The 26,686-nt window shown below is 44.6% G+C and carries 19 protein-coding genes; 8 read left to right on the plus strand and 11 right to left on the minus strand.

Translation table 11 applies throughout. The features are described 5' to 3' along the window. Window positions 1–70: 70 nt before the first annotated feature. Complete coding sequence (locus tag AACV78_RS16330; RefSeq protein ID WP_194008783.1) at window positions 71–679, minus strand: pentapeptide repeat-containing protein; 609 nt, start codon at window positions 677–679, stop codon at window positions 71–73. Between the two features lie 71 nt (window positions 680–750). On the opposite strand from AACV78_RS16330, the gene AACV78_RS16335 reads away from it, so the two are divergent. Next, on the plus strand, window positions 751–2,325 hold the full coding sequence (locus AACV78_RS16335; protein WP_194008784.1) for a DNA/RNA non-specific endonuclease: 1,575 nt from the start codon (window positions 751–753) through the stop codon (window positions 2,323–2,325). Between the two features lie 15 nt (window positions 2,326–2,340). Here AACV78_RS16335 and AACV78_RS16340 read toward each other — a convergent pair whose 3' ends face one another. Together AACV78_RS16340 and AACV78_RS16345 are read right to left on the minus strand one after the other, a co-directional pair. Further along, window positions 2,341–2,928 carry a pentapeptide repeat-containing protein gene (locus AACV78_RS16340; protein ID WP_194008785.1) on the minus strand — a complete coding sequence of 196 codons (588 nt, stop codon included), beginning with the start codon at window positions 2,926–2,928 and terminating at the stop codon, window positions 2,341–2,343. A 242-nt stretch (window positions 2,929–3,170) separates the two neighbouring features. After that, window positions 3,171–4,112, minus strand: coding sequence for a pentapeptide repeat-containing protein (locus AACV78_RS16345; protein ID WP_194008786.1), 942 nt, complete (start codon window positions 4,110–4,112; stop codon window positions 3,171–3,173). 340 nt (window positions 4,113–4,452) lie between these two features. Here AACV78_RS16345 and AACV78_RS16350 point away from each other — a divergent pair, with 340 nt between their 5' ends. Continuing rightward, entirely contained in the window at window positions 4,453–4,701 is a 249-nt protein-coding gene (locus tag AACV78_RS16350; protein ID WP_194008787.1) for a hypothetical protein, read from the plus strand. Window positions 4,702–4,775: 74 nt separating this feature from the next. Here AACV78_RS16350 and AACV78_RS16355 read toward each other — a convergent pair whose 3' ends face one another. Continuing rightward, window positions 4,776–10,277: a WD40 domain-containing protein gene (locus tag AACV78_RS16355; protein WP_194008788.1), complete on the minus strand. Its 5,502-nt coding sequence runs from the start codon at window positions 10,275–10,277 to the stop codon at window positions 4,776–4,778. A gap of 2,021 nt (window positions 10,278–12,298) precedes the next feature. After that, a complete protein-coding gene (locus AACV78_RS16360) occupies window positions 12,299–13,630 on the minus strand; it encodes a P-loop NTPase fold protein (RefSeq protein WP_194008789.1) in 1,332 nt (443 codons plus the stop codon). Window positions 13,631–13,968: 338 nt separating this feature from the next. Here AACV78_RS16360 and AACV78_RS16365 point away from each other — a divergent pair, with 338 nt between their 5' ends. The 3 genes from AACV78_RS16365 to ftsZ all read left to right on the plus strand — a co-directional run bounded on the left by AACV78_RS16365 (window position 13,969) and on the right by ftsZ (window position 16,525). Then, complete coding sequence (locus AACV78_RS16365; protein ID WP_194008790.1) at window positions 13,969–14,877, plus strand: cell division protein FtsQ/DivIB; 909 nt, start codon at window positions 13,969–13,971, stop codon at window positions 14,875–14,877. 89 nt (window positions 14,878–14,966) lie between these two features. Then, window positions 14,967–15,131 (plus strand): hypothetical protein, encoded by a 165-nt coding sequence (locus AACV78_RS16370; protein ID WP_194008791.1) that lies wholly within the window; start codon window positions 14,967–14,969, stop codon window positions 15,129–15,131. Between the two features lie 122 nt (window positions 15,132–15,253). Continuing rightward, window positions 15,254–16,525, plus strand: coding sequence for a cell division protein FtsZ (ftsZ, locus tag AACV78_RS16375; RefSeq protein ID WP_194008792.1), 1,272 nt, complete (start codon window positions 15,254–15,256; stop codon window positions 16,523–16,525). 156 nt (window positions 16,526–16,681) lie between these two features. Here the strand turns inward: ftsZ and AACV78_RS16380 are convergent, their stop codons facing one another. Beyond that, window positions 16,682–17,461, minus strand: a complete 780-nt coding sequence (locus tag AACV78_RS16380) for an MBL fold metallo-hydrolase (RefSeq protein WP_194008793.1) — start codon at window positions 17,459–17,461, stop codon at window positions 16,682–16,684. A 183-nt stretch (window positions 17,462–17,644) separates the two neighbouring features. On the opposite strand from AACV78_RS16380, the gene AACV78_RS16385 reads away from it, so the two are divergent. From AACV78_RS16385 to AACV78_RS16395, 3 genes are read left to right on the plus strand one after another with little or no spacing between them, the layout of a single operon-like run. Further along, window positions 17,645–18,556: a hypothetical protein gene (locus AACV78_RS16385; protein ID WP_194008794.1), complete on the plus strand. Its 912-nt coding sequence runs from the start codon at window positions 17,645–17,647 to the stop codon at window positions 18,554–18,556. A 59-nt stretch (window positions 18,557–18,615) separates the two neighbouring features. Next, a complete protein-coding gene (gene thiD, locus AACV78_RS16390; RefSeq protein ID WP_194008795.1) occupies window positions 18,616–19,434 on the plus strand; it encodes a bifunctional hydroxymethylpyrimidine kinase/phosphomethylpyrimidine kinase in 819 nt (272 codons plus the stop codon). 6 nt (window positions 19,435–19,440) lie between these two features. After that, the gene (locus tag AACV78_RS16395) at window positions 19,441–19,695 is read left to right on the plus strand and encodes a hypothetical protein (RefSeq protein ID WP_370528822.1); all 255 of its coding nucleotides are present in this window, start codon (window positions 19,441–19,443) and stop codon (window positions 19,693–19,695) included. Here the strand turns inward: AACV78_RS16395 and dndE are convergent. The 5 genes from dndE to dndB form a co-directional block, all read right to left on the minus strand. Then, window positions 19,692–20,093 (minus strand): DNA sulfur modification protein DndE, encoded by a 402-nt coding sequence (gene dndE / locus AACV78_RS16400; RefSeq protein WP_194008796.1) that lies wholly within the window; start codon window positions 20,091–20,093, stop codon window positions 19,692–19,694. The genes AACV78_RS16395 and dndE overlap by 4 nt on opposite strands. 288 nt (window positions 20,094–20,381) lie before the next feature. Further along, window positions 20,382–22,379 carry a DNA sulfur modification protein DndD gene (dndD, locus tag AACV78_RS16405; RefSeq protein WP_194008820.1) on the minus strand — a complete coding sequence of 666 codons (1,998 nt, stop codon included), beginning with the start codon at window positions 22,377–22,379 and terminating at the stop codon, window positions 20,382–20,384. Window positions 22,380–22,510: 131 nt separating this feature from the next. Beyond that, window positions 22,511–24,196: a DNA phosphorothioation system sulfurtransferase DndC gene (dndC, locus tag AACV78_RS16410; RefSeq protein WP_194008797.1), complete on the minus strand. Its 1,686-nt coding sequence runs from the start codon at window positions 24,194–24,196 to the stop codon at window positions 22,511–22,513. Then, window positions 24,193–25,200 carry an HNH endonuclease gene (locus tag AACV78_RS16415; protein WP_194008798.1) on the minus strand — a complete coding sequence of 336 codons (1,008 nt, stop codon included), beginning with the start codon at window positions 25,198–25,200 and terminating at the stop codon, window positions 24,193–24,195. The genes dndC and AACV78_RS16415 overlap by 4 nt, the downstream gene beginning before the upstream one ends. A gap of 165 nt (window positions 25,201–25,365) precedes the next feature. Beyond that, window positions 25,366–26,478, minus strand: coding sequence for a DNA sulfur modification protein DndB (gene dndB / locus AACV78_RS16420; protein WP_194008799.1), 1,113 nt, complete (start codon window positions 26,476–26,478; stop codon window positions 25,366–25,368). Between the last annotated feature and the right edge of the window lie 208 nt (window positions 26,479–26,686).

The following is a 26,686-nucleotide window of genomic DNA, read 5'->3' on the forward strand; positions in this document are numbered from 1 at the left end:
ATTGGCTACCTAAATTTCCGTGACTAGGCTGGCACTAATTTAGTAAATGTTCAATACCTGTTATTTTGTACTAACAACTACTAAAGATTGTTCCATCTGGCATTGTGGCATTGTTGAAATTAATCCGTTCTAGCCGTAGACTTATTATCCCACGTATAACAATCCCTTCTGCACCTATAAGGCAAGCATTACTCAGGTTAACATTTTCCATAGAAACATCTTCTAGTTTGCTCCCACTGAAATCGGCTCTGCGAAAGTCAGTATTTGTGATTAAAACCTGTAGCAGATAGGCCCCCCTCAAATTAGCATCTGCTAAATTACTGTTATCAATACGGCATTCAAATAGATGAACACCTGTCAAATAGGCATTTTCTAAGTTAACACTTTCTAAGGAGAGACCACTCAAGTACGCACCAGACAGACTTGCCTGCCAGAAGTTAGTACCATTTAAGGTGGTATTGCTGAGGTCAACACCATTTAAGTTGGCCTGAAAAAAATTGGTTTTATTCAACATAGCACCACTTAGTTTTGCACCCTTTAAACTTGCATAATTAAGTTCAGCATCATTCAATATGATACCACCAAGGTCTGCACCATTCAATTTTGCATGGCTCAAATTAATACCAGTAAAATCTCTCTCACCCCTAGCATACCTTCTGAGTAATTCTTCGGTATCCATAACTTTTGTCCTTAGTTTATAATCATTGTAAGCTCTTAATAATACCTTATTTTTTGACTGAAAGGAAGGGTATGGGTACTGGTTGGTTCTATTCTGTTCTGGGAGGTGGGTTGACTAAAGATCCCAATACGGGTGAGATCGCTAATTTACGACCAACTAATAATGTGGAGCGCGTGCCTCTTTCTTTTGACAATACAGCGGAAAGGCGGATGCGGGGTGATTTCGCGGTTCCTACTCTTTTTGGTGGCAACTTTGATGCTGTCTTTAATCCGCGTAGTTTGTTCCGAAATGCTATTTCTGATGCGATTCCGGGCTGGTCTTTTCACGGCGGTACGTCGAATATTGCGTCGCCGACAAGTAGGTTGGTTGATTGGAGGGATATTCCTAGTCTTGACAATTACAGGACACTGGTAGGGTACGATCCAGCCCAACCTAACTATGCTCTGAAATTAACACCTGATGACAGCATTACGCACAATCGGTTTGTTGTTCCTGATTGGGGGACTTTGCGATTTAATCTTCATGTACCTGACAATGCACTTAATAAAGGCGGGAAAGTCAAAGTTACTATTGAAACAGATGGGTATCAGAAAACAGAAACTATTAATTTGGAGAAGGCAGGTGGTAAGCCAAGTCAATATTTAGGAGATACGCTTAAGGTCGGCTATGGAACGCAAGGATTTGAAACTTTTCATGTAGATATACCTGAACAGCTACGGGGAAAAGTAGCAACACTCAAATTTGAAGTTACTGATGACACCGTGTACTTAGACGATGTTTTTTTCAAAAGCACTAATCTCAAGTTTGGTAATCCAAGTAACGCCGGGACTGACGTGACCAACGACCGTCGTAATTATTTATTAGAAAAGCCACAATACTCTTTGTCTTATGATGCACAAAATTTATATAAAACTCCTAAATGGGTAAGTTGGCAAGTTAATAAGTCTTGGCTTGGCAATCGAGATAGAGCGACATCGTTTGTACCCGATGAAACACTTCCTTTCACTCCCCGTGTTATGGATTTTGAATACAAAAACCGTGGCGATCAATTCTTTGCTTATGATAAGGGTCATTTGGCTGCTTCATCAGACCGAAGCAGAAGTGATAAGGATGTAAGTTCAACTTACCTTATGACAAACATAATTCCACAGCACTTAAGAAATAATCAATTTAATACGGCATGGCGAAATTTGGAAAAATATAGCCAGAATACTCTCGTTGCATCAGGAGGCAAGGAGATATCTATTATTGCCGGAGGATACGGTTCTTTAGGCACAATACCACCGGGATTTATTGACAGAATTAACGTTCCTGAATACACTTGGAAAACCATCCTTGTTTTGGATAATCCCGGTCAAAGTATAGAAGATGTTACAACCAATACACGAATGATTGCTGTTATCACACCCAATATTGGAGAGCCGACATCTTTTCCTCATACTGTAAATCTTCCTGGTAATGCAAAGAGTATAACTATAAATAGCTTAGATGAGTGGCAAACTTGGCAAACCTGGAGAGTTAGCACTGACTACCTCGAAGAATTGACTGGATATGACTTTTGGTCAAATGTTCCTACAAAAATTCAAGAGGTTATAGAAGCTAATGAAGACACCTATATAGATCCTATTGTTAGTAGTTCTCCATAGGATAGGTGGCTGGTTTCACGATCTGATTCGATCGCAACCGTCATTACAGATACTCCCATCTGGCATAATAGTGCGACAAAAAATAGCCCCTCCTCTCTCAATAAGATTCGGGTTAACAGGCTTAACGGCAGCATATCTTAGGTAGGGATCGAAGATGTATATATCATCAAGATAAGCATCTTTAGCATCTCTAAAATCAGCATATGCCAAGTTAGTACCATCAAAATCAACTTCATTCATATTGGTATTTCTGAATATACTTCTCGATAGGTTAGCGTAGAGAAGGCGGACATTAGAAAGGCAAGCACCATTAAAAATTGCATCTGTTATATTGGCACACATCAGATTGACTTCACTTAAGTTAGCCTCGATCATATTCACAGCACTCAAGTTGGCATTTTCCAAAACAATATCCCTTAAATCAATACCCTCTAAATTGGCACCGCTCAAATTGATGTGTATCAGCCCACTTTCTTCAATATAAGAATTTTTCAAATTAATACCGCTCAAATTGGCATTACATAGATCAACCCTTCTCAAGTCAACACCTTCAAAAGCCCTTTCACCATCAGCATATCGTCTTAGTAATTCTTCGGCATCCATAACTTTTGTCCTTAGTTTATAATCATTGTAAGCTCTTAATAAGTCTAGCTGTAGGGTGCGTCGCTATTTACTAATACCAAATCCGGGACGTGAAAACCCTTTTATCATCTCTGGGGCTTTTATCATCTCTGGGGCTGAAGATATCTCCAAGCGTTTTAGCCATTGTTGATAATTCAGTTTAAGCGATTCTTGATTGTTCATAAGTTGTGTCTTCAATTATGTTAGTCATAATACTGGATTATTTACTCAATCCAATCGGGTCCCTCTACGAATTCTCCCCCTGGTTCAATGGTTTTACAGATAAAAGCTCCTATCCCACTGCCAAAACCTTTGACACCTGTCAGGTTGGTTGCCACCAAAATAACATTTTCAGTTTTGGTTCTCTCGCAGTCAGCCTCGGTCAAATCAGCACCACTCAAAATAGCATCTCTTAAGTCGGCATCGTTCAGATTAGCTTTTCTCAGATTCGCACCGCTGAGGTCGGCATTTCTTAGATTAGCCCCGCTCAGATTCGCGCCACTTAGGTTAGTACCAAGCATTCTAGCTCCTGGCAAGTGAGCATTACTCAAATTGGCATTGCTCAAATTGAGAGTCATAAGGTGGGCTTTGCTCAAATTGATTCCACTTAGGTCAACCCCGCTCATGGCAGTGTTATTAACCTTAATTCCCGCAAAATTTCTCTCCCCAGCAGCGTACTGTTCGAGCAATTTACGAACTTCTATATATCGTTGATTTGGAGGATCAAAACTAACTTCATCAAGAGTAGTATTGCGGAATATAGCTTGCTCCAAGTTAGCAGATGCCAGACTCACAATATACAAAGAAGTATTACTCAAGTTGGCACCAGTTAGATTAGCACCCATGAGGTAAACTTCATTTAGTTCAGCATTGCTCAAGTTAATATCAGTTAAATCAGCGTTCTCTAAAATAATATCTCTCATCACAACACCTTCTAAGTTGGCTTCTCTCAAATTCACCCCTCGCAGATTGCTTTCTTCCCAGCCTGAATTCGAGAAATTGGTATGACTTAGATTGGCATTAAGCAAGTTGATATTTCTCAAGTTAGACTCTGTAAAATTAGCGTGACTTAAGTTAATGCCGGTTAAATCAACATTTGTCAGATCGATCCTATAAAAATCTCTTTCCCGATTAGCATATCGTCTCAGTAATTCTTCTCTGTCCATAACTCTCCTCCTAAATCTCTACTACTATCCAGCTAAATCTAACTATGTTTTGAGATTAACATCTAATAAGAGCATTACACACAATCAGTTTGTTGTGCCTAAATCCGGTATTTTGAAGTTAAACCTTCATGTTTCTAAACTATATTACAAATTTCTAGGTATTATAAGGAATAAAAAAAGGTTAGGCTATTTGACGATGCGATTTTGATAATCTCAGTTCAATAAAAAGCATCAGTAAAGTTTGTTTCTATCTGACTGGCTGGATTTGAAGGGGCATGGTATAACAACAAGTGACCTGAATCATACTTTTCAATGGCAGTTTGCTCCGGGTTGGGAGGATATGAAAGAGGTCAATCTTTTTGTGAGTACGTTTGAAATCGACCCGCACGATTTCTACCAGCCGAGTTTGAATTTACAATTACCTGGCTCGACCGGCACAAATTTCAGCGATTTCTACGAACCCAAAGTTCAGGTTGGGAATAATGTGACATGGGCTGATAATTACGATCGGACTTTGGCCGATCCTAATGATGCTACTGCTACTCCCAACGATCGCTCTTTGAGTAAACTTCCACGGCATCGGAATTAATATTACCCAAAGTCAGGACTTGCGCGAGATCCCTGTCCTCCGTTGCTTCACAGCCAACAGCCACAATCAAAGGGCTAAAACTGAGGTTTAGGCGTAGGCGCTACCCCCTCACAGAGACGCCGATCGCGCGAGCTCACATTAGGATTAGTTCTCAGATAATCCCCAACCCAATCGCAGCCCCTCACCAGCAAATCATCAAGATCCAAATTCCACAAAATCACCCGGTTGTCCCGCCCCGCAGAAGCCAAAACCTTCCCATCCGGGCTAAAACTCACGCTCATCACACTATCCCTGTGACCGGTCAAAGTTTTCAGCAAAGTCCCGCTGCGGCTCCACAACTTCACCTTGCGATCGTAACTGCCCGAAGCAACCAACAAACCGTCCGGGCTAAAACTCACGCTAGTCACACTATCGCTAGAACCCTTCAGCAGCGTCGCCACCAAAGTCCCGTCCACCTTCCACAGCTTCACCGAATTGTCATAACCAGCCGAAGCCAGCATTTTGCCATCAGGGCTAAAAGCAACCCCCAACACAAAACTGTTGTGAGCCCCCTCAAAAGTCCTCAGCAAACGACCGTCCCGATTCCAGAGTTTGACAGTACCGTCATCGCTCGCCGAAGCCAGCATCTCTCCGTCGGGACTGAAAGCCACCCCAGTCACCCAGCCTTTGTGTCCAGTCAAAGTCTTAATCAACCGGCCGTTTCTCGTCCAGAGTTTCACAGTCTTGTCCTTGCTCGCCGAAGCAACAATCTCGCTGTCGGGGCTAAAACTCACGCTCATCACGCTGTCGCTGTGCCCGTCAAGAGTGAACAGCACAGAAGGCGAACAGGGGAACAGCGGAGCAGAAGGACAAGGGACAATACTATTACTGACGCCATCACCTTTGAGACTCCAGACTTTCACCGTTTTGTCGTAACTCCCAGAAGCTAGTAGCTGTCCGTCGGGACTGAAACTGACGCTGGAGATTTTCTGAGTGTGTCCCTCCAAGGTTTCCAGCAAAACCCCCGTGCGGCTCCAAATTTTGATAGTTTTGTCCGTAGAAGCCGAAGCCAGCCTTTGACCGTCCGGGCTGAAAATAACGCTTTGCACCCGGTTTTGGTGTCCGTCGAGGGTTTTTAGCGGCACGTCATCGATCCGCCACAGCCTGACTGTTTTGTCAAAACTTGCCGAAGCCAAAGTTTTGCCGTCCGGGCTAAAACTCACCTGAGTAACTCGATCGGCGTGTCCCTCAAAAGTTCTCAGCAAGCGGCTTTCCGGTTTAATATTGCTAGCATCCGCGAGACGTTTGTCACCCACATTAGCCAGATTCCAAAGTTTGACAGTTGCGTCTGCACTTCCAGAAGCCAGTGTTTGTCCGTCGGGGGAAAAACTAACCCCAAATACCCACTTGCTGTGTCCCCGCAAAGTTGCTAGCAGTTCGCCACTAGCCTGTGTTGATTTTTTTTTGGTTCCTGGGAGTAGGGGCGGTGTCCCCGTGCCCGCCCCAGCGATGTTCCAGATTTTTACCGTTGTGTCTTCACCGCCACTGGCCAACAATTTGCCGTCCGGGGAGAAACTGACGGTGTAAACTTTTGAGGGTTTTCTGTTTTCGCTGTGCCACAGAGTCGCGATTAACCTGCCGTCAGAACTCCACAGTTTGACAGTACCGTCATCGCTCGCCACAGCGACTATTTTCCCGTCGCGACTGAAGCTGAGCCAATTTACCGGAGCTATTTGTTCGATCGTCCGCAGCAGCGTACCGTCAGTTTTCCACAGTTTAACTGTTTTGTCTCTCGATGCACTGGCGATCGTTTCGCCGTCGGGGCTAAAAGCAGCGCTAGTAACGCTATCAGTGTGACCTATAAAAGTTGCCAGCAAAGTGCCGTCAGTTTTCCAAAGTTTGACAGTTTTATCTAAACTTGCCGAGGCGATCGTTTTACTGTCTGGACTGAAAGCGACACTGGCGACGCTGTTAGTGTGACCCTTGAAAGTTGCCAGCAAAGTGCCGTCATTTTTCCAAAGTTTGACAGTTTTATCTACGCTCGCCGAAGCTATTGTTTGACCGTCTGGGCTGAAACTCAGACCCCAAACTACATCGCCGTGTCCCTCCAAGCGGTTCAGTTCTTTGACACCGTAAACGGCCTGCTGGAGGGCAGCAGCAATCAGAATTTCGGTGTCCTTGAGCGCGTGTATTTCTTGGGAGTGTTCGATCTGTCTCCACTTTTTACCCGCTCTCAAACTTTCCATCATCGCGTCAAATTTGTTGTTTGAGAAATAAAGGGCTTCAGAAGCTGCTGTCAGGGTACTGATTTCGGCTCGCTGAGTTTGAGCGACAGCTACTTGTTTTTGACCGACGGCGCGCCACCAAAAGTTTACAGCGGCGATGGTGGAACTCGTCAGCAGCAGTACGCCGATCGCTGCTACTCCCAGCAGTTGTTTCAGAAAAGTATTAGCTCTGTAGAGCTGTGCTTGACTCATCTTTTTGTCGGCTTCTGCTTTGTACAGTCTGGCTTCTAAGCCGAATCTTTGGCGGATCGGCCGCACTAAATAGTCGTGTACCAATTGATAGCGGTCTTCTGGCGCTTCCCGCAGCAGAAATAGTAAACCGTGACCGACTAAAATGTCTAAAATTAATTCGAGATTGTCGGTTTTATTTTGTGCGCTTTTGGGTTTTTCGGCGAATTTTAGTTGTAAGGGAATTCGGCTCGTACTGCCGGCCAACAATTCATTTTCTTCGTCTGCTGCGGGCTGCTGGCCTGTTACTAACGATAGTTCGTGTTTGGTTTTAATCAAACGCACGCCTCTTTCATCTGTCAGGGAAAACAAGATTTTCCAAGCTGCATCTTCGTTCACCAGGCCGCAGTCTGAGATGACTCCTTCGAGCGATCGCTTGACTAATTCTGCCTTGGGATTGTCGCCCAATTGCTGGTATTGTGCTAAACTCGTAATCCCTTCTTCTTGCAGTTGCGCTCCTACTACCTGCAATTCGATCGGTCGTACTTCTTGCAGTTCGTCTGCTAAATCTTTAACAAAGGCATCGATCAGTGACGGCTCTAAATAATATTCTGCCCGTTCTGTTAAGTGTCCGATCACGGCTCGCGCGTCTTTCATCGAAAAACTTCGCAGTTGGTAGCGAATACCTTTGTCGAGGATATTATTGTTAATAGCGTCGAGGTCTGGGAAGCGATCGCAATCCAGCAAATAATGTAAATAATCTTCGCGCAGACACAAAATTATCTTGACATAAGGCAGATTTAAAAACAATCGCAAAAAGTTATAAAAAAGTTGCCTTTGTGCCACGGAAGTCGAAACAAAGAAAAATTCTTCAAATTGATCGAAAATCAGCACGGTCAACAAATTATTTTCCGCATTTTCGCGCAACTGCTCTATAATGAAAGATGAGTTTTCCGATGGACGCTCTGGGACAACCGAGCAACTTTTTTTGTCGATTTCCTGTACCCCTTTGGCGATTAATTTCCTTTCTTCTTCGGCTTGTTTGTCGTACAGAGCGCAGTTCAAAGCCTTTTCTAATTCCATCAGCCAGTCGCTGTAAACTTTGACTACTACGGGCAAGGTATCGCGCGCGCCCGGAGTAATATTTTTCAAAGCCGGTACTAAGCCGGCGTTGACTAGAGAACTTTTTCCGACGCCGCTGGGCCCGTGAATAATAGTTAATTTATGGTCGTCCCTGCTAATTCTTTCTAGCAAGTTATTGATATCTTTTTGGCGGGAGTAAGCTGTCATGGAAGCTGCAATCGCCGCTTGATTTTGAGCTGAGGGGCTCGAAGGATTGACGGCTTGTCGCTGCTGTTGCAATTGGCTGGCTCCGATAAAAGCTCTAAATCCGTATTGATATTCGATCGATCGCTGGTTTTTCTTAATCCGAAAAGCTTTGAGATACTCTCCCTGCTCGAAATAAACCGCTTGCAGTTCGGTCAAAATATCAATATAAAGGCGGGGGTCGTACTTCGGCTCGCTTTGAGTTTGAGCCAACTCCAAAGAATGCACCGCCGCTTCCCACTGGCCTAGCTGCCGCAAACTTTGGGCCAACAGTAAAAGATACGAACTGCGATCGGATTTGGGATGTTGGATTTTAGATTTGGGCTCGTTACTAGACTCGCTAGTACCTACAAATTCTGGGTAATTTCCCTCAAACCCCAATCTCAAATCTTCTATCAACAATCTCAAATCGTTAGGGGTTTGATCCAAAATCGCCAAAGCCAATTCGGCTAGCTGGCGGGCTTGACTCCACCTCGACTGTTGCAGCGCAACTTCTGCCAAAAAGCCGTAATCTTGAGCTAGTTGGCTGGGAGTACCGTAGGTGAAGTGCAACTGCAAAGAATTTTCAGCTAATGCTTGCAACTCTCCCCAAGCTTTCAAGCGCTGCAGCACTTGTCCGAGGTGTGCTGTCACCTCAGCGACTAATTCGGGGCGCGAAGCCAGAGAAAAAGCGTTTCTAGATTGTTCTAGGCTAATCCAAGCTTGTTCCCAGTGGTGGCGGTTGGCTACCGGATTTCTGGCTGCTTGCAGGCGGTGACACAAAGCTATGTGAAACAGCACTATCCCTTCTCTCTCTAAAAATAAGATGTTGGGGACAGGATTCAATAAGGATGAGGGGAGGGTTTGTCGGTTTTCGGAATGTTCCCAGTTAGCGAGTTCCCAGTTGCCGGTTTGCTGCTGCCAAAATATTAAGCTTTCTTGGTAGTGAATCAACGCTGTTTCGGTTTGGTCGCTGACATAGTAATCTCGACCGAGAACGAATTGCAGGCTGGCTTTGAGGGGTGGTTCTAATTCTTGACCGCGATTTTGTAAGTCTCTTAAAGCTAATTCTAGTTCTCGGCGCGACAAAGAGCCGATCGCCAAATCGAGGGTATTGCCGGGACTCAAGGGCGAATAGGAGTGAACCTCTGATTTTCGCGTGTTTTGGGGCTGAGAGGTAAAGCTGAAAAAGCGTTCTCCGGGGCTGATTTTGCCCTCCACCCGTGCGCCTTGTTCCCAGTCGGTTTCGTCGCTGGCAAAAGTAGCGAGGGTGCTGGCGGTGCTGCCCAATTCTCGATCGAGTTCGCCTACTTTAAATATCGTATCGGCTCGCGCAGTCAGGAAATGAATTAATTCATCAACGGCCAGTTCAAATTTAATTGTGGCGGCGGCCCAACTTTTGAAATCCGGGGCGAGACGAATCATTTTGGTAACAATGTCATCTGTTACCCACAGGATCACCGGACAGGTAAAGTTTTTGCGAAATTCGTCTCGCACTTGATTGGTAGAGGCCATCAGTTCGTCGATCGCCACGACTGTTTCTAAACCGAATACCATCAAGGCCGAGGCGGAACCAACAGCCGAAGACCCGCTTGGTAACGTGTTAGCCACCAGATTAGTGTAGAGGGTTTTGACGGATGCTGGCAGGACAATATCTTGAATTGGAACTGGGCACATTTCTCGCAGCCGCTGCGCCCAGCGCTGCCGCAACTGTTCGTAGTTGCAGCGCACCAAAATTAGCGAAAATTGCTGCTGAGACATGGCGATGGATCTTACCAGAGTTTTGAGCGATCGCTCGTTGTAGCTGGCAGTTTGTTGTAGTTTAAGCAGATCGGTCATGCGTGCACCCCTGTTGAAGAAATCAATTACCTAACGATCGCCGATCGTGACTGAAACCGTATCTACTTAGAGATGCTCGTTCCTGTCTGGCGCCTTATATATGTAGTAATACGTAGTTTGTCGTACTGCTTTTATGAAAATTTACACATTCTTTATGTTGAATCTAAACACATCATACCTCTGTATCTCCGAGAATGCGAAACTTGACAGTAAAAATTCAAGTTAGCTTAATTTGATTTTTCTCGGTTACAGATAAACTACTATCTACCGTAAATATCCACCCTCAGTTTATGAGCAAGACCGGCAACTAGCTATTAGCAAACAACCTTACTCCATGTGTAGCACGAATTCAGAAATAAAAGCTATAAAAATTGTAATCCGCAATGGGATTAGTTGGAACTAAGAGCAACAGGTAAAAATAGATATAGCCTTTCTGTGTTCTGGTATGAGGTACTATCCGGCATAGGGCTATGGGCATAGGGCTATGGGAGTGAGAACTGCTATATAGCACTTCTCATACCATTTTTCTAAAGATTTGCTAGAGATAAAGAATGTAATATCCAAGACCATCCTGTGAGAAAACCAATGACATTATTTGTTAAAGATGATAAAATTTCCTGAACTTTTGCGCGGAGTTCGTCAAGATTACTAAAGACTAACTTTCGCTTAAAATTCTTTGATGTATTCCCACACTCTTTCTGTTGGATTTACTTCAGGGCAATGAGGAGGCTGAAATAGTAAAATAATATTGTCTGGCAATTCAAATCTGCTTAAAAGATGACCGGGAACATTATCGACTTGAATGATATGCAATCTGGATATTGAAGCAATAATTGTTCCAAATATGCTTAAAAACAAACTTTATCTAAATGGGAGAACTCCTAAAAAAAACTCTTTCAGTAGATGGGACAAGGCTCCGTCAAGCAAAAAAAAATTAAATTTTTATTAATGCTTCCTAGGGTTTTACACCCATAATATTAGCCTTTTTTTCTGACTTGTATGTAGTCCTAATCTAGTTTAATCACTACGTCCAAATAGAAATGTTTTGTATTATTTTACTTGGTCAGAAGCTTTTGCCAGCAGTGCTTTGAATTGATAATACAGTTGTTTTTATATTCATGGGCTGCGGTTATTTTTGATTAAAGGCTGCGAAAATTGGGGATTTTAAATTTACTTTTTAACTCCATCTCGATCGAGGAGTATACAGATCGAGAACTACTAGGTATCTCCTTGATTAACCAGAGCCAGAGATGAACTTATTAATAAGTGGAGAATTCTTCGGAGCGTCTCAATTTTTATTGTACTGAAGCCACTACTTCAACTGAAAGCTTCTTGAATCTGCCAAAAATCGGCAGATTTTTTAACAAGTTTTCCAGACCCCCCCTCTTTATATTGAAAGAGCCAGCGATGAATTATGGTTTCACTTTTACCCAAAATTTACGAAACTTCTCGGACTGTTTCTACTTGTTTTGATTGAAATAAATAAATAAAGCATTTGAACTTTATTATAGGCTAAAATTCTTTTTTGTTGTTTCCTAATCTTTAGCAATACTTCTACAGATTCGGCAATCTTTATATGATGACGACCAGACATTTTAATGTTCTCCTTTACTTTTCATAGAAGTCTATCATAACTTTATAAAAATGGTATCACTCTCAATGAGGTATCAATCCCTCAATCCCTCAATCCCTCAATCTAAAACTTGTAGTGAGCGAAGCCGAAGTATCTAAAATCTCAACCTCACCTTTTTGAGAAAGGCTATATAGGGGGTCTGGCCTTGCAGATATGAGAGTAGAGATTGGAGAAAGTCCTTGGTGGTGGTAATTTTTTTTGTATCGTCAAAGTCGCGACGTGCACCCAGCAATCAACAAAAATTAGCCAGTGGCAAAAACCGCTGACTGGATGCTTTATTCGATTGCAAAAGTTGGGAGTTTTGAACGGTGAACGCTCAGTTAACAACTTGATAGATCCCAGGCAGGGGAGGGCTTGGAGATTTGGGAAGCAATCTCCAAAATCCTAACTATTTTTGGCGATCGCGCTCCTGCCATTCTTGATATTTTCTGGTTTCTGCTAAAGCTGGATTGATGCCAAACCACCGACCTTCTAAATCGCGGTATTCAAAGACAAACATACTTCGCAACAAGATTTGAGATTCTTCTTCGCCGGTTACACTTTGTCGGTTGACAACTTGAAACAGTAATTCCCATTCTGTGTCATTAATAGCTCCGAGAAGATCGTCGCGATATTCTTGAATGACGCCTTCGAGACATTCGCGAGAGAAGGGGGGGTCTTCGTGCTGCAAACAGCTATACAAAAGCATCAGTAGATTGCGAACGTGACCGCCGCTAATCCTGCAGAGCCGGTCTAAAGTTTCGGGACAATCAAAGACTTTGGAAATTAAATCAATGCGTTGAGCGGGATCGACGGTGGGGAAAGCTCTAGCTAAGACTAACTGTCGCAGCAGTGCCATTCCTTCCTTGTGGTCGTCGCCCGATCGCCGGAGCACCGGTACCATCGGCATTACCTTGGGTTTGACTCCAAATCGACTGGCGAGGCGGCCGAAGTCGTTGGAAAAAATCAAAGTCAGGGGAATGGTATAGACGACGTGGCAATTGAGTTTTTTCAACTGTTCGCCGCGGTCTAAAAAGAGGTATTCTGGCTGGCTGCGTCCGCTGGGTTTGAGGGAGGGGTCGAGGCGATCGAGGTTGTCAACGATGACTGCGAGTCCTTTTTTGCCTTTGTGTTTGAGTTCGGCATTTGCTCTGTCCAGGAGTTCTTCGTTGATCGACTGCAAGATGCTGTTGGTGCGGGGTTCGAGATATTGTCTGAGTTGCGATCGCAGTTTGGGAGAGTCTTTAGTTTTAGCAGTAACTCTAGCAATGCCTACAGATAACTCGGCTTCTGCTGACAAATCGATCGGAGTCTGCAAAAATTCTGCCACTTCTGCAAACAAATTAGAAAAATAGCTCGGTCTGAGTTTGATTTTGGCCGCTTCCATAGTTTCGCTGACTTGGCGCGCAATGCTCAGCAAAATATCGCTGATATCTACATCCCCCATGTCTAAGTCTTGGGAAGACTCGAAGTAGACAACGCAAAAACCCTCTTGTTCGAGTTCAGCTTTGAGTCGAAACAATTCGGTAGATTTGCCGCAGCCAATATGTCCTGTAAATAGCTGACAGGTTGGCTCGTCGGGGGAGATCCGGGTAATTGTTCGCTGTAAAGATTCAATGATTTTGCCACCGCGCACGGAACCAAAATCAATGTAGTATTGATAGTCTCCAGGGTCTCCCGCGACGAGGGTCTTGCTCGGGTTGCAGGCTTTATAAAATCTGTCTAATTCGAGTGCGATCACAATTCAAGCCGACTAAAAGTGATAAAAGTTAATCGAAAGTCTAAACTTTCTTGCCTTGAGTTTAGTTTGATTTGTCACCTTTTGCCCTGTGGGGTAATGCCCTAAATACCCAAACAACCTCTATCTGCTAATCAACATGGCGGCGCGGGAATTGGGAATTTTTAATTAAGCAATTTTAATTACCTAGCTGGATAAGTGATTTTACGGAGATTGGCACTCCTTCTGGGTAATTTTGCGGGGATCTGATTAAATGGTAGGGGAGAAAGGGTCTGCAGTGCGCGAGATTAAACAGTTTTGAATTTGTGCTAATCCTTAATTACTAAATTGTCAAGAGGTAGATGGCTAATTTTGGAGCGGTTTCTCAAACAGAGTTAGGGCGCCGGCGCCAAGAGTTGCGGCGTCTCCGTCGCGATCGAGCGGTGGCTTTGGTGTGGCAAACCTTGGCTGCGAGCTCAATGGCCTCATTTTTGTTGTGGTGGATGGCGCAGCCAACTTGGTTAATTGCCCGATCGGAACAAGTGAATGTGGAGGGCAATCAGTGGCTCTCAGACAAGGCGGTGCGCTCTTTGGTGCCGCTTTCTTACCCGCAGTCGCTGTGGGGGATTCAACCGCAGGCGCTGGCCGAAAAGATGGAGTTAACAGGCCCTATAGCCAAAGCAAAGGTGACTCGTAACTTGTTTCCGCCTTCTTTGACTGTGGAAGTGGCAGAAAGGCTGCCGGTGGCGGTGGCGCAGCCGACGGCGATGTTGAGATCCAAAAGCGACAAGGAAAAAGTGGGATGGCTGGACGCTCGCGGAGGTTGGATGCCGTTGGAGAGCTATACTGCAGCGGCGCGATCGCACAATAGTTCGATCGAACCGGGCAGCGATCGAGTCCGGGGGCCCCAGCATTCTTTGCCAACTTTAAAAGTCATCGGGCCTTTGGAAAAGTATCGCGCCTCTTGGCCGAAGTTTTACCAAGGACTAAGCGGCTTGACTGTGAAAGTTTTTGAGATAGATTGGCAAGACCCCAGCAACTTGATCTTGAAAACAGAGATCGGTACCGTACACTTAGGGCCGTACAGTTCCTCCTTGACAGGCACTCAACTGAAAGTTTTAGACCGAATGCGACAATTGCCAAAACAGCTAGATTCGAGCAAAATAGCCTACATTGACTTAAAAAATCCAGCAGCGCCGATCGTCCACTTGCCAGAACCCCCCCCTAGTTTGGAGAGTGCAAGTCCCCCACCAACTCGCGGTCAGAATTGATTTTCTGTCAACAGAAGGTAGAAACTATCTGTCATCCGGCAGAATTTTTACCGCTCTGGATAGATACGCAGGGCTTGACATAGGGACAATTGTTTGATACGGCTCCTTTAGGCAAAAAAATCCTGCTTTTTTTCCCTCAAGAAGCGTCTCCGGCTAGTATCGATTTTTTGTTCGTCTGCAAAGCCCTACAAATGCCGAAGGCACGAGCGCCGGAATGGGGCAGGGGCGAGGTACGGGCGATCGACACTCCGTAAAATCCGAGATTGCTAACATTCAGCCTCGAACTGTGTTAGTTTTTCGGCAACTTTAGCCTATAGTTGATGTGAATTGGCGTTTAGTTAAGTTAAAAAGCTGTAATCTACTATCCCCGACTCTAATGAAGCTTAATAATAGACAGGGGTCTGACCAAGACAGTCCCCCTTCGGAAGAAGTGAAAAATTTTCCGGTGGCCCTCGATTCCGCCAATCCGTTTAGACGCAAGTCTGGTTATGTAAATGTAGATAGTATTGATATCGATCCTATGGTGAATCCCAAAGACATAATGCCCAGCAGTGCCGCGAGAATCAAAGTAATTGGTGTCGGCGGGGGTGGTGGCAACGCCGTTAACCGGATGATTGCTAGCGAGATTTCTGGGGTCGAGTTTTGGTGCGTGAATACCGATTCCCAAGCCCTGGTGCTGTCAAATGCTCCCAAACGCTTGCAAGTCGGACAGAAGCTGACGCGCGGCTTGGGTGCTGGAGGCAATCCGGCGATCGGACAAAAAGCAGCAGAAGAATCTCGCGACGAAGTTGCTAATGCTTTGAATCACGCGGATTTGGTGTTTATCACAGCCGGCATGGGCGGCGGTACGGGCACGGGTGCGGCTCCGATTGTCGCTGAAGTAGCCAAGGAAATGGGCGCGTTGACTGTGGGCATAGTTACGCGGCCTTTTACGTTTGAGGGACGGCGGCGCACCAGCCAAGCCGAGGAAGGGATTGCAGCTTTGCAAACCCGGGTGGATACATTGATCGTGATTCCTAACGACAAGCTGCTATCGGTGATTTCGGAACAAATGCCGGTGCAAGAAGCTTTTCGAGTTGCTGACGATATCCTGCGCCAAGGGGTTCAGGGTATTTCTGACATTATTACGATTCCCGGTTTGGTGAACGTTGACTTTGCTGACGTGCGGGCTGTAATGGCGGATGCGGGTTCGGCGTTGATGGGCATTGGGGTGGGTTCGGGCAAGTCGCGGGCTAGGGAGGCTGCGATGCAGGCTATTTCTTCGCCGCTGCTGGAAGCTTCGTCTATTGAGGGCGCTAGAGGTGTGGTGTTTAACATCACTGGCGGTACTGACATGACTCTGCATGAGGTGAATGCAGCGGCTGAGACGATTTACGAAGTTGTCGATCCGAATGCGAATATTATTTTTGGAGCGGTGATTGACGAGCGGCTTCAGGGAGAAATTAAGATTACCGTGATCGCTACTGGTTTTTCGGGAGAAGTTCCGCCTCCTCCCGTTCCGGGGCGCACTCAAAATGTGAATGCTCCTTGGCGCGCTGCAACAGTGCCGGTGACTCCTGCTCAACAGACGCAGGATACGAAAATTAAACCGCAAGATTTGGGATTAGATATTCCTGAGTTTTTGCGTAACCGTCGCCCACCCAAATAATTTTAGATTTTGGATTTTAGATTTGGGATTTGGGATGGGAATTTGGGATTTGGGATAAATCAAAAATCTCCAATCAAAAAAATCTAAAATCTACAATCTATTGAGATTGTGGATTTGGAATAAATCAAAAATCTAAAATCCAAAAAAATCTAAAATCTAAAATCTAAAATCTAAAATATCTAGGGTTTGTCCGGGTTCTGGTTCGAGGAGTTGGGTGGAGAGTTCGGATTTTGCAAGTAAATCGCGAAATTCGGGGATGCTGCCGATCGATCGCACTAACATTGGTAAAATACCGGTGGCTCGGATATCTCCTGCTGTTGTCGGTAAGAAAAACTTCGGTTTGAGAGTTTCGGCGAGTTTGAGGGCTTCTTTGGGGCCGATGATGACTTGTCCGAGGAATGGGAAGATTTGACCGATGACTGGGGCGATGGCTACGTCTACCGTGTCTATTTTCTGTTTGACTTTTTCTAAGGGGGGTAAGTGCGGTTCGTAATAAAGTGTCTCGCCGCTGTTTAAATCTTTTAACAAATAGCCGTTTTCTTCTTGTCCGGGCTGGATTTCGGCTCCGGGTACGGCGATTATTTGTAATAATTCTTTAAATTTAAACTCTTGCCAATTGGCTAAAGATGTGATATTGGTGTAGCCCAAACTGCTGAGGACTTTGGCGGCGGTGGGGGAGGCGATGGCGGGAATGGTGCGATCGAGCTTGGAGAGTGTTGGTCTGTGACAGTGGTCGTCTAAGCCTTGGGAAATGAGGATAAGGTCGATCGGCGGTAAGGTGTCGGGCGTGAAGGCGACGGGGGTGTTGTGGTAGGCGGTGAACAGCCAGGGTTGACCGTAAAATACCAGGGGATCGATTAGCCACGGATCGACGAGGATGGTTTGGCCGGCGATGTGGAAAATCCAGGAGTTGAGGTCGATTCGGGTGAGTTTCATAGTTGTTTGCAATAATTCTTTACATTTAGTTTAATCATAGCTTATGCCAAGATAGCCGCCGAATGGAATTCGGGTCTACACAAACAAAGTCCGCCTTCGCGGACTGGAAGATTGCGAAGAATAACTACGCCAGAGGAATGTTATATTCAGAATAATTGAATCATTAACAATGCAAGCTGGAACATGGAAATTAACCTGAATCCGCTCGAATTTATAACGCTCAAAGTACAACAAACTGTTGCCGAAATCCAAAATTTAGATAACGAAATATCAGGTAAAGTTCAAGAAAGTGCAACTGCTGTAACGGCGTGGGTACAATCAGCACCAAGTTCAATTGTTAGTGCTGGGACGATCGCCGCTCAAGAAGCTTTCAAAGTCTCGCACAACATCCGTTTTGAAAATCTGCCCAAAAATCTGCAAGTCAAATTTGCTAGGGCGGGCGTGCGTGACGGAATGCGAAATGTTCTAGAAACCGCAAAAGTATTTGAATCCATCCCCGCCCAAATTCGCGCCAGAGGCCCGGAAGCAATTCGCGACTTTTGTCTAGATAAAGATTGGAGTCACATTCAAGCCCGCGTCAATGGAGGGGGAAACGAAGCTGCTAACGGGATTTTTGAATATTTTTGGGTGAATCGCGCTCGCGGTGGTAAAGACATGACGGCGGAAGAATTAGCAACCGCTAAGCAAGTTTTAGAGGCTGCTGCTTTTAAGGCGGCGGTTGCCGAAATCGTTGGGGCAGTAGCAAAAGGGGCGATCGCAGCAGCAGTAATTGAATTAGTATTTTCGATCTTAGAAAACTCGCTGTTGTGTGTTGAAGGCAAAATTACTCAGTCCCAATTAATCGAACAAGTGGCTGCAGATACTGCTAAAGCTGGTATTGCTGGCGGTGCAATTACGGGGATTTTGTTAGCGCTTTGCATGATATTTCCTCCCATTGCAGGAGTTTTAGGCGCTGCTGCGGTGCCGTTGGCAGTTGCTGGTATTGGTTTTATGGGAATTCGTGCTTGGGAAATTTTTTGTCATGGCGATCGCCTATTTGGGATAACTGAACAAGCACAAAAAATTCTGGGATTGACTGAAGCGGTAATTGAATAAAACCGTAACAATAAAATCTGATTTAAGATTTCTATGGGTTGTTAATTTTTGAGATAATTATGCCGGCAATCAAGAAATCAAAAATACCAGTTGCAATGACGATCGCCGGTTCAGACAGCGGCGGCGGTGCCGGGATTCAGGCGGATTTGCGGACTTTTGCGTTTCACTGCGTCCACGGTACGAGTGCCCTGACTTGCGTGACGGCTCAAAATACCTTGGGAGTGATGCGGGTGGACGCGATGGCTGCGGAGGCTGTGGCGGCTCAAATTGAGGCGGTGGTTGGGGATATTGGGGTGGATGCTGTGAAGACTGGGATGCTGCTGAATCGGGAGATTATGGCGGTGGTGGCTTCGCAGGTGGAGAGTTTGAAGATGGGGAATTTGGTTGTCGATCCGGTGATGGTTTCTCGATCGGGCGATCGACTCATTGACGATGGGGCGATCGCATTTTTGCGGGATAATTTGATTCCTTTGGCAACTTTGGTGACTCCGAATCGGTTTGAAGCCCAGATTTTGAGCGGTTTACAGATTGTTTCTCTAGATGATATGAAAGCGGCGGCGCAAGAGATTTATCGATCGGGCGCAAAAGCTGTTTTAGTCAAAGGCGGCGGGATGGCTGGAGATTTGCGCGGGATTGACGTTTGGTTTGACGGTATGCAGTTAGAAGTGTTGAAAACTGAGAATGTTGAGACTGGAAATACCCACGGGACTGGTTGCACCTTGAGTGCTGCGATCTGCGCTAATTTAGCATTAGGTAAAGATTTATTTACCTCAGTAACATTGGCTAAAAATTATGTTACCAATGCTCTGAAATATGCTTTAGATATTGGGGAAGGACAAGGGCCAGTAGGGCATTTCTTCCCGCTTTTACTCAAGTAAGAAGTTATTGGTTATTGGTTATTGGTTATTGGTTATTGGTTATTGGTTATTGGTTATTTGTTATTGGTTATTGGTTATTTGTTACTTGTTTGGGGCTGCTTAACAGTCAACAGTCAACAGTCAACAGTCAACAGTCAACAATCAACAATCAACAGTCAACAGTCAACAGTCAACAATCAACAATCAACAGTCAACAGTCAACAGTCAACAGTCAACAGTCAACAATCAACAGTCAACAGTCAACAGTCAACCGAGAGTTAACTTCTTAATTTTTCAGGCGAAAGAGCGATCGCCACCAAATCTTCAATTTTCTTAAGATTCGGATCGCCAGCTAAATAACCAATACCTCGATGCAAGTGCAGGCGAAATTGTTTGGCTAGAGTTTCCTTTTCCGTGCCCAAATTATCTTGGTAACACCGCTGCTTGAGGGCAATTATCAGGACATCCGCCATGTCGCCGCCAAAAACATCCCAGCTTAGTTCGACATTGCTGTCGCTCTTAATTGGCACTGGGGATGGTATGCTGGGCTCGGCGAGCGATCGGCAAAACCCCCACCTGCACAGCACGTTCCAGCGATCGATTTTAGTCGATCGTTTGAGTTTTGACAGTTGGTCTTTGGCTGTTTGAGATAAAAGGATGCGATCGACTGGTGGTTCCATAGGTTGAGAGTGTTTTGATATTTTGTAAAGAGTGTTAATATCTAGGAAGCTCAGCCTCTCAAATTACCTTTTTTGACAGAGTTGAAGAACTAAAAGTAACAATTTTTTACACGGCGCGGACTTGATATATTCAGCGTTTTTTGGTATTCTAATTGTAATAGGATATATCCTAATATAATGGGATGGTTGCAAAAATAAAATTTTCGCAACCATCCCATTATGATATATATAGTACCGCAACTCCCAGGCAAAAGTCAAGGGGGTTGCGGAAAATTTTGGCGCGATTTTTTAGTCCCAAAAATAGCCGGGTTCGACGGTGGTTTGGCGTTTAGCCGAGTCGTAGTTGAGGAGGTAGCTGCGGGCGATCGCCTCTAATTCTTGCAGCTTATCATATTCTACTTTGCGAATCTCCGTGTCCGTAGAAAGCAGGATTACTTGGTGGCTGGCTGAGGGAAAATACCGTTCGACTAGGTTGTTTCTGTGGGATGAGTCGAGGCGGCCCAGGGGAGTGTCGATCGCGACTGGTAACTGTCTCCCGGATACTCTGGCTAATCCCCACAAAAAGGCGATCGCCAATAATTGTTTTTCACCGGCAGAAAGTCGGTGTTTCGGTACAGGTTTACCTTCTGGATCGTAAATCGAAAGGCTAAATGTGTCAGTGTCGATCGCAACTCTGTGCACCAAGTCGGTTTTGTGCAAGAGGTAGCGAAAACAGTCGGTAATTTCTATTTCGAGTTTGTTGAGTTTTTTGAGGGTGAGTTTTTCTTTAAATAGTTTGAGGGTAGCTTGGGCTTTGGCGATCGAACCGATGACGTGTTGGCTGTTTCTGATGGTGATGTATTCGCTGCTGTAGCTTTCTAGTTCTTTCTGGGTTTTCTCTAATTCTTTGTTTAATTCCGCGATGCGGTTGTTAGTTGATTCGTAGGCGGCGGCTGCAATTGCAACTGATTTTTGGGCATTCCTCACCTCTGCTTCTAGTTTCTCGTAGGCTTCGGGGGAGGCGGCGGCGGCGATTTGTCTGTCGGTGAAGTCGATTTCGGTTTCAATGTTTTTGATTTCAGCTATTTTTTCGGCGGCTAGGGTTTGCTGGGCTTGGATTTGGTAGCTTAGCAGGTTTTCTAGTTGCTGGATGCTGTTGTTGTCGGCGTTCAGCCAGGGCGGGCTGTCTGGGGCTGCTTGCTGTTCGAGTTCTCGGTTTTCTTGGCGGATGAAGTCTTGTATTCGATCTAGCTGTTGGGGATTTAATGAGATTTCGGCGATGTAGTTCAGGAGGCGATCGCTTCTTTGTTGGATAACATTTTGGGCAATTTGTGCTTGCTGTTGGCTGGCTTCGGTTTCTGCTTGGGTTTTGGCTGCAGTTAACAGGGGCGAAATTAGGGCTAGTGGTAGCGTATTTGATGCCAATTCCATCATGGCTTTGCGGGTTGTTTCTGCCCGGTATGTGTAGTCGTTTAGCTGTTGGTCTAGTTTACTGCGATCGGCTGCAATTTTCCCACCTTGATAAATAAATTTCTCAGATGCTTGTTTCTGGTTTGTTTCAGCTTTATCTAATTCGTTTTTTAAGCTAGCTTGTTTTTCTTTAACTAAGTCTATTTCAGCAGTAATTGTCTGAAAAGTTTGTTCAATTTTTTCTAAAGCGGCTAAATCTTTTTTGCCAGCAATTTCTTTGCGCTTGCGACTGGCTAATATTTCTAAATCGACGGCGAGGCGTTCTGCTAATTCTAAGCCTAACAAAGATTTAATCGCCCCGATCACAAATTCCGGCGGTGTTTCGAGTTCTGCGAGTTCTTTTACTTGTTCGCCGTCAAACAAAAATAGATTGGATATACCGACTGGTAAAAGAGTTTCGATGTACTCGTCCCAGGTGTTGGTAATGGCTTTGTCCGACCACCAATCGTTTACTACTTCGCTGTATATGAGAATACTGAGGCTATCTTTAATATCTAGTTTTTTCCAATATCTAACGATTTTAAATTGAGTTAATTTATCGTCTTGTACTTGTTCAAAAATTAATTCTACGCGGGTATCTTCTAATGCAGGAGTGTGGCGGTTGATGGATTGATTGAGGAAGTCGCTGTAGCTTAAGTTACCTCTGGTGGAACATTGGGCGCGGCCGCCGTAGAGGGCGAGGCGAATGGCGTCTAGAAGGGTGGTTTTGCCGCCTCCGTTCATGCCGCCAAATAGGATGACTGGGGAAGGATTTCCGTCTTTTTCGGGGCGGAGATTGATGGTTTGGGTGCCTGTGTAGGGGCCGAAGTTTTTGAGGACGAGTTCGAGGAATTGCATTGTAGATGTTGTTGAGATGGATGAGTGTTTGTAAGCGCGATCGATTTGTCCGACAGTCGGAGAGTCCGACAGGGATTGAAATCCCCGGCGGACTGCGGGTAAGCCCGATCGCCCGATCGACATTATTCGACCTAATCTTTGCTATTTCCCTCTTCTGAATTTGGGGTTGAATATTTAAGATCCGCCCAAGACAATTGCCTGCCTTCACTGCTGTTGCTTTCGAGTTCTTGTTTGAGTTTGGCAATATCTGCCGTATCATTTTTGGCAGAAGTGTTGGTTTGGGCGATCGCACTTTTGACTTGCTGAATGTTCTCAGTCGGATTTGCTTTAACAGCTTCCACCGCTGTTTTTAAGTTGCGTTGATAGTGGGCGTTACCAATAGCTTCATCCTGCGATCGCGAACTGGTTTCAAAACACTTGTCCAAATCGGCATAAATGCCTGTACGGCGGGGTTTTGTGTAGTATTGGCGTTCTGTGTCGAGGAGTTTAGCCATCAATTCCAGGTGCATTTTGTCATCGCTGCAAATTTCTTCAATCGCAGTCCATTCGTCGCTACCTAGGAGTTTTCTTTCGGCGGCGGGGCGGGAATCTTCAAAGGGTTCCCCCGTGACTTCTTCGTAAATCCGGGGCAAACTGTCGTCAAATTCGTGCTTTTGTTCCAACCAAATGCGGCGGATTTCGCTAAGTTCTTCCGGGGTAATTAAGGTGATGTCGCGCATTTCTTCGGGTGCGGTTTTGCGGATGTGGGTTTGTGCTTCCAAGACTCGTCTCAGCCAGTGTTCCCGCCAGAATTTAGTGTACGGGCCGGGGATGGGTTCGACGGAGGTTTTGTCGTCGCCCATGTTGCGTTCAAACAGTTCTACTCTACCGTAGATGCGTCGGAAGTCTCTTTTTGGGTGATCGTCTTTTATATCTAATTCGTTGCGAATATCGAGGAGTGGCTGCATCCATTCTTTTTCCTCATCGTTTTGAATCATTGCCTCCATTGATTTATCTTGGCTTACCATCGTACAAACCCAGCAGCCAAAGCGAGAATTTCCACAACTTGGAGTAGAAGTATCAACAACTAAAGGACATTCATTGTCTGCTGTTGCACCTCGATACATAGTTAGCAAATCTTTATTGTTATTTCCCCAAGGATTATCCCACTGCATCAAGTAAAGCCAAACTTCATCTGTTCGCCAGTCTTCAATGGGAAGGTAAATATAAGAGTTAGGGCGAGTGGGATTAGCATTAAGGCGTTCGCTTACCCGCCACTCCCTATGTTTAGCCATATTTGCGGCGCGTTTAACACTTTCAGCTTTGCGGGTACCTAGAACAAGAATCACCTCGCCGCTAGTTCTAATTATTTCACGAATAAAAGAACCGGTTGGTTGTATCTTTAATCGTTCCGTACACCATCTAAATCGGTTTCTAGGTGCTGGGTATCCTTTACCTATTAAGCACGCCCAAAAGGTATCTTGAACGGCTGGATAAGTTAAATGAGTTTCTATTGGCATTCCCTGTTCTTGGGCTGCCACTTTCATCCGTTTTAGAGAATTATGTACTCCAGCAGATACTATAGGGTTTTCTACCAATGTATCATTCGTAAGAACATGAATTTTTTTATGCCGTTTCTCAATTGGTAACTCAGCAATCGCATACCAGATAAGCTGTAAGACTGCCGAACTATCTTTGCCACCACTCCAACCGATTACAAGTGGGAGTTCATCTTGACAATAAAGCTCTTGAATTTCCTTTTTTAAGATTTCTATGTCTGCAATTAAATCGCCAATATTGCGGGGCGGAAATAGTGACATTTGTTGTAAATCATTCATTTTTTAGAGCTCCCTTTAGCTTTTAGAGTAAACACATTTTTACGATGCCACTGAATTGCATCTATTCTTGGATAATATTGCTCTGAACTTGGCAAAAGAATAAGTTCTCCGTGAAACTCTTGTATTAATCTAGAGTGTGGTGATTCCTCTTCTAAATCACTAGCAACTAGAATTTGATAACGGTCGTCAAGAGCAAACCATCCTCGATCGAATGCCCAATGATGATTTTTACACAATGAGAGTCCATTATCTACTTTATTATCATAAAACTCGGAGAAGGGCTTGATGTGTGCGCCATCTACAATACTTTGACTGAGTGAACGTGTGACTTTCAATCGACAAAAAGCACATCGGTAATTATACAAATGCACGACAGATTTACGAAAAATAGCCTCTCTAACCACAGATTGTTTAAAATACACCTTGGGTTGTCTGTGTGTATTACTAGATTCAATAGTATCTAATTCATCCAATGTTGAATTTTGAAAAGACTGGTTAATATTTAAAATATCTTCAATTTGTTTATTTGTAGATGAAAACCAGACCGAAAGCAGTTCATCTATTAATTCTTTTCTGGCATTACTATCTTGTAATAAATTAAATAGTTCCTCGTCCAGTTTGGCACTGTCAACATTTCTTTTTAAGGTGGTGATTGATTGAGCACGCTTTCCTTCGTATCCTTGGTTAAATTTAACGTACCAAAATGGAGGCTTTTTATTGTTTAAATGAAAAAACGCAATAGAAAAACTCACCTCCTCGGAAGAATTAGGACTCAGCACAGACAAGTATTTGTTAAAAGTGTTAGTTAATTCATCAGAAATCGTAATCTTGTTCTCCTCAATCAAACCTTGTGCAATTAAATCAATTACAGACATTAGTAGTATAGGCTGATATAGAGCCTCGACTCTTTTTGTATACTTGTCTACTTGGCCTACTTTAATCTGAGAAAAACAACTGCGATAGTACGCTAGATTTTTATTTTCGGACTCTTCTCCTGCAGTCATTTTTTCCTCCCACTATGATTAAATATAATCAGAGCTAAAATTTTACACTCTTTTTAACAAAAAGTTAAGAACCGCAAACTAAAACCATAACGCAGAAACTAGAGAAGTTAAGCAGTGTCAGCAGAATCACAAGTAATTTTCCAGCCTAAACCGTAGATAATTATATCACTTTCTGGCTGCATCTGCGGTTTCCAAACCCAACCGATTTTTCAAATAATCAGTCATCCAACTAACACTAGCCCTCGACTTAGAAATTCCCCCTTTCAACAAAATTCCTCCCTCCCAATCAGGATTAGAAATCGACCAATCAACCTGCAGCAAAAGGCTCAAACGTTCCTCCCAACTCTCAGGAAAAACCGACAACAAAGCGGCCCCAACTTCCCCCAAACTCTCCAACACCACACTGTGACAGTGCACGCAATTCCGGCGCATTTCCCCCGCCGCAACTTGCTTTTGCAGAACTAACTGCCAATCGGGCATAAAACTGCTAACTGCATTCCAATAATTAACCGCCTGTTGTATTTGTTGAGCAAGTTCTTCCTCTTTTTTCTGTTTTGTAGTGCCAGAATGAGAGGGTTTTGTTTGTTTGCTGCTGTGAATGTTGGACAGCAAAGCCATGATAGCACGATCGATCGCACTTAGCGCAAACAATTTGGGCGATCGCCCGTTCAAACTCCCCTTCTCCATCTCCGTCAAACACCGGAACACATCAACCTGCTTAACAACCGATTTTACAACCAAAGCGCGATCGCCCCGGTGATTAAAAAGTACCCTTAGCGACGACTCCAAAGGAACTTGAAAATTGTTCAAATCGGAAAACTTTTGCTGCGAATTTTCCAACCCAATATCCAGAAACAAAATCAGCGCCACAGTCTCGTATCCCAACTGCGGATTTTCCTGCAAAGCCATCTCAAAAGCCGCCCTGCGATGCTGTCCGTCATTAATAGTAAATTTAGCATCCATCGGCACTCGCAAGCGACCGATTTTGCGTTCCTCCGCCTCATTTCCCACAGCTTCAAAAGTAATATCCGCATCGATCGAAGCGGCGATCGCCCCACAAGTATAATTCCCAGAATTATTGACCAAATAATCAGCAATTTCGGGAATTCTAGCCCAGTTAAGCGCCCGTTTCGCCCGCAAAAACGGCGGCAATTCTTCAGAATCTAAAGGAAACAACTTCGGCAAAAAACGCACCGGACACATCGACACGTAATATTCGCGGCCCGCTTGAATGCCCCGAATTACCGGCAAAATGTATTCAAAGGAAGGAGTGGACATATTTTAGAATTGGGAATTGGGCATCGGGCATCGGGCATCGGGCATCGGGCATCGGGCACCGGGCATCGGGAATTAACATTTATTGACTTTTGGTCTGGCTTGTGGTATTTGTCCGGGCTGTAGCAAGATAAGTCAAGTATTTCACAAAACTTTTTAAAAAACAAGATTTGACATCAATTTTAACCCATGATATTTTTGAAAAAATAGC

The sequence above is a fragment of the Tychonema sp. LEGE 07196 genome (assembly GCF_963890365.1).
In the GTDB taxonomy this organism is placed as follows: Bacteria; Cyanobacteriota; Cyanobacteriia; order Cyanobacteriales; family Microcoleaceae; genus Microcoleus.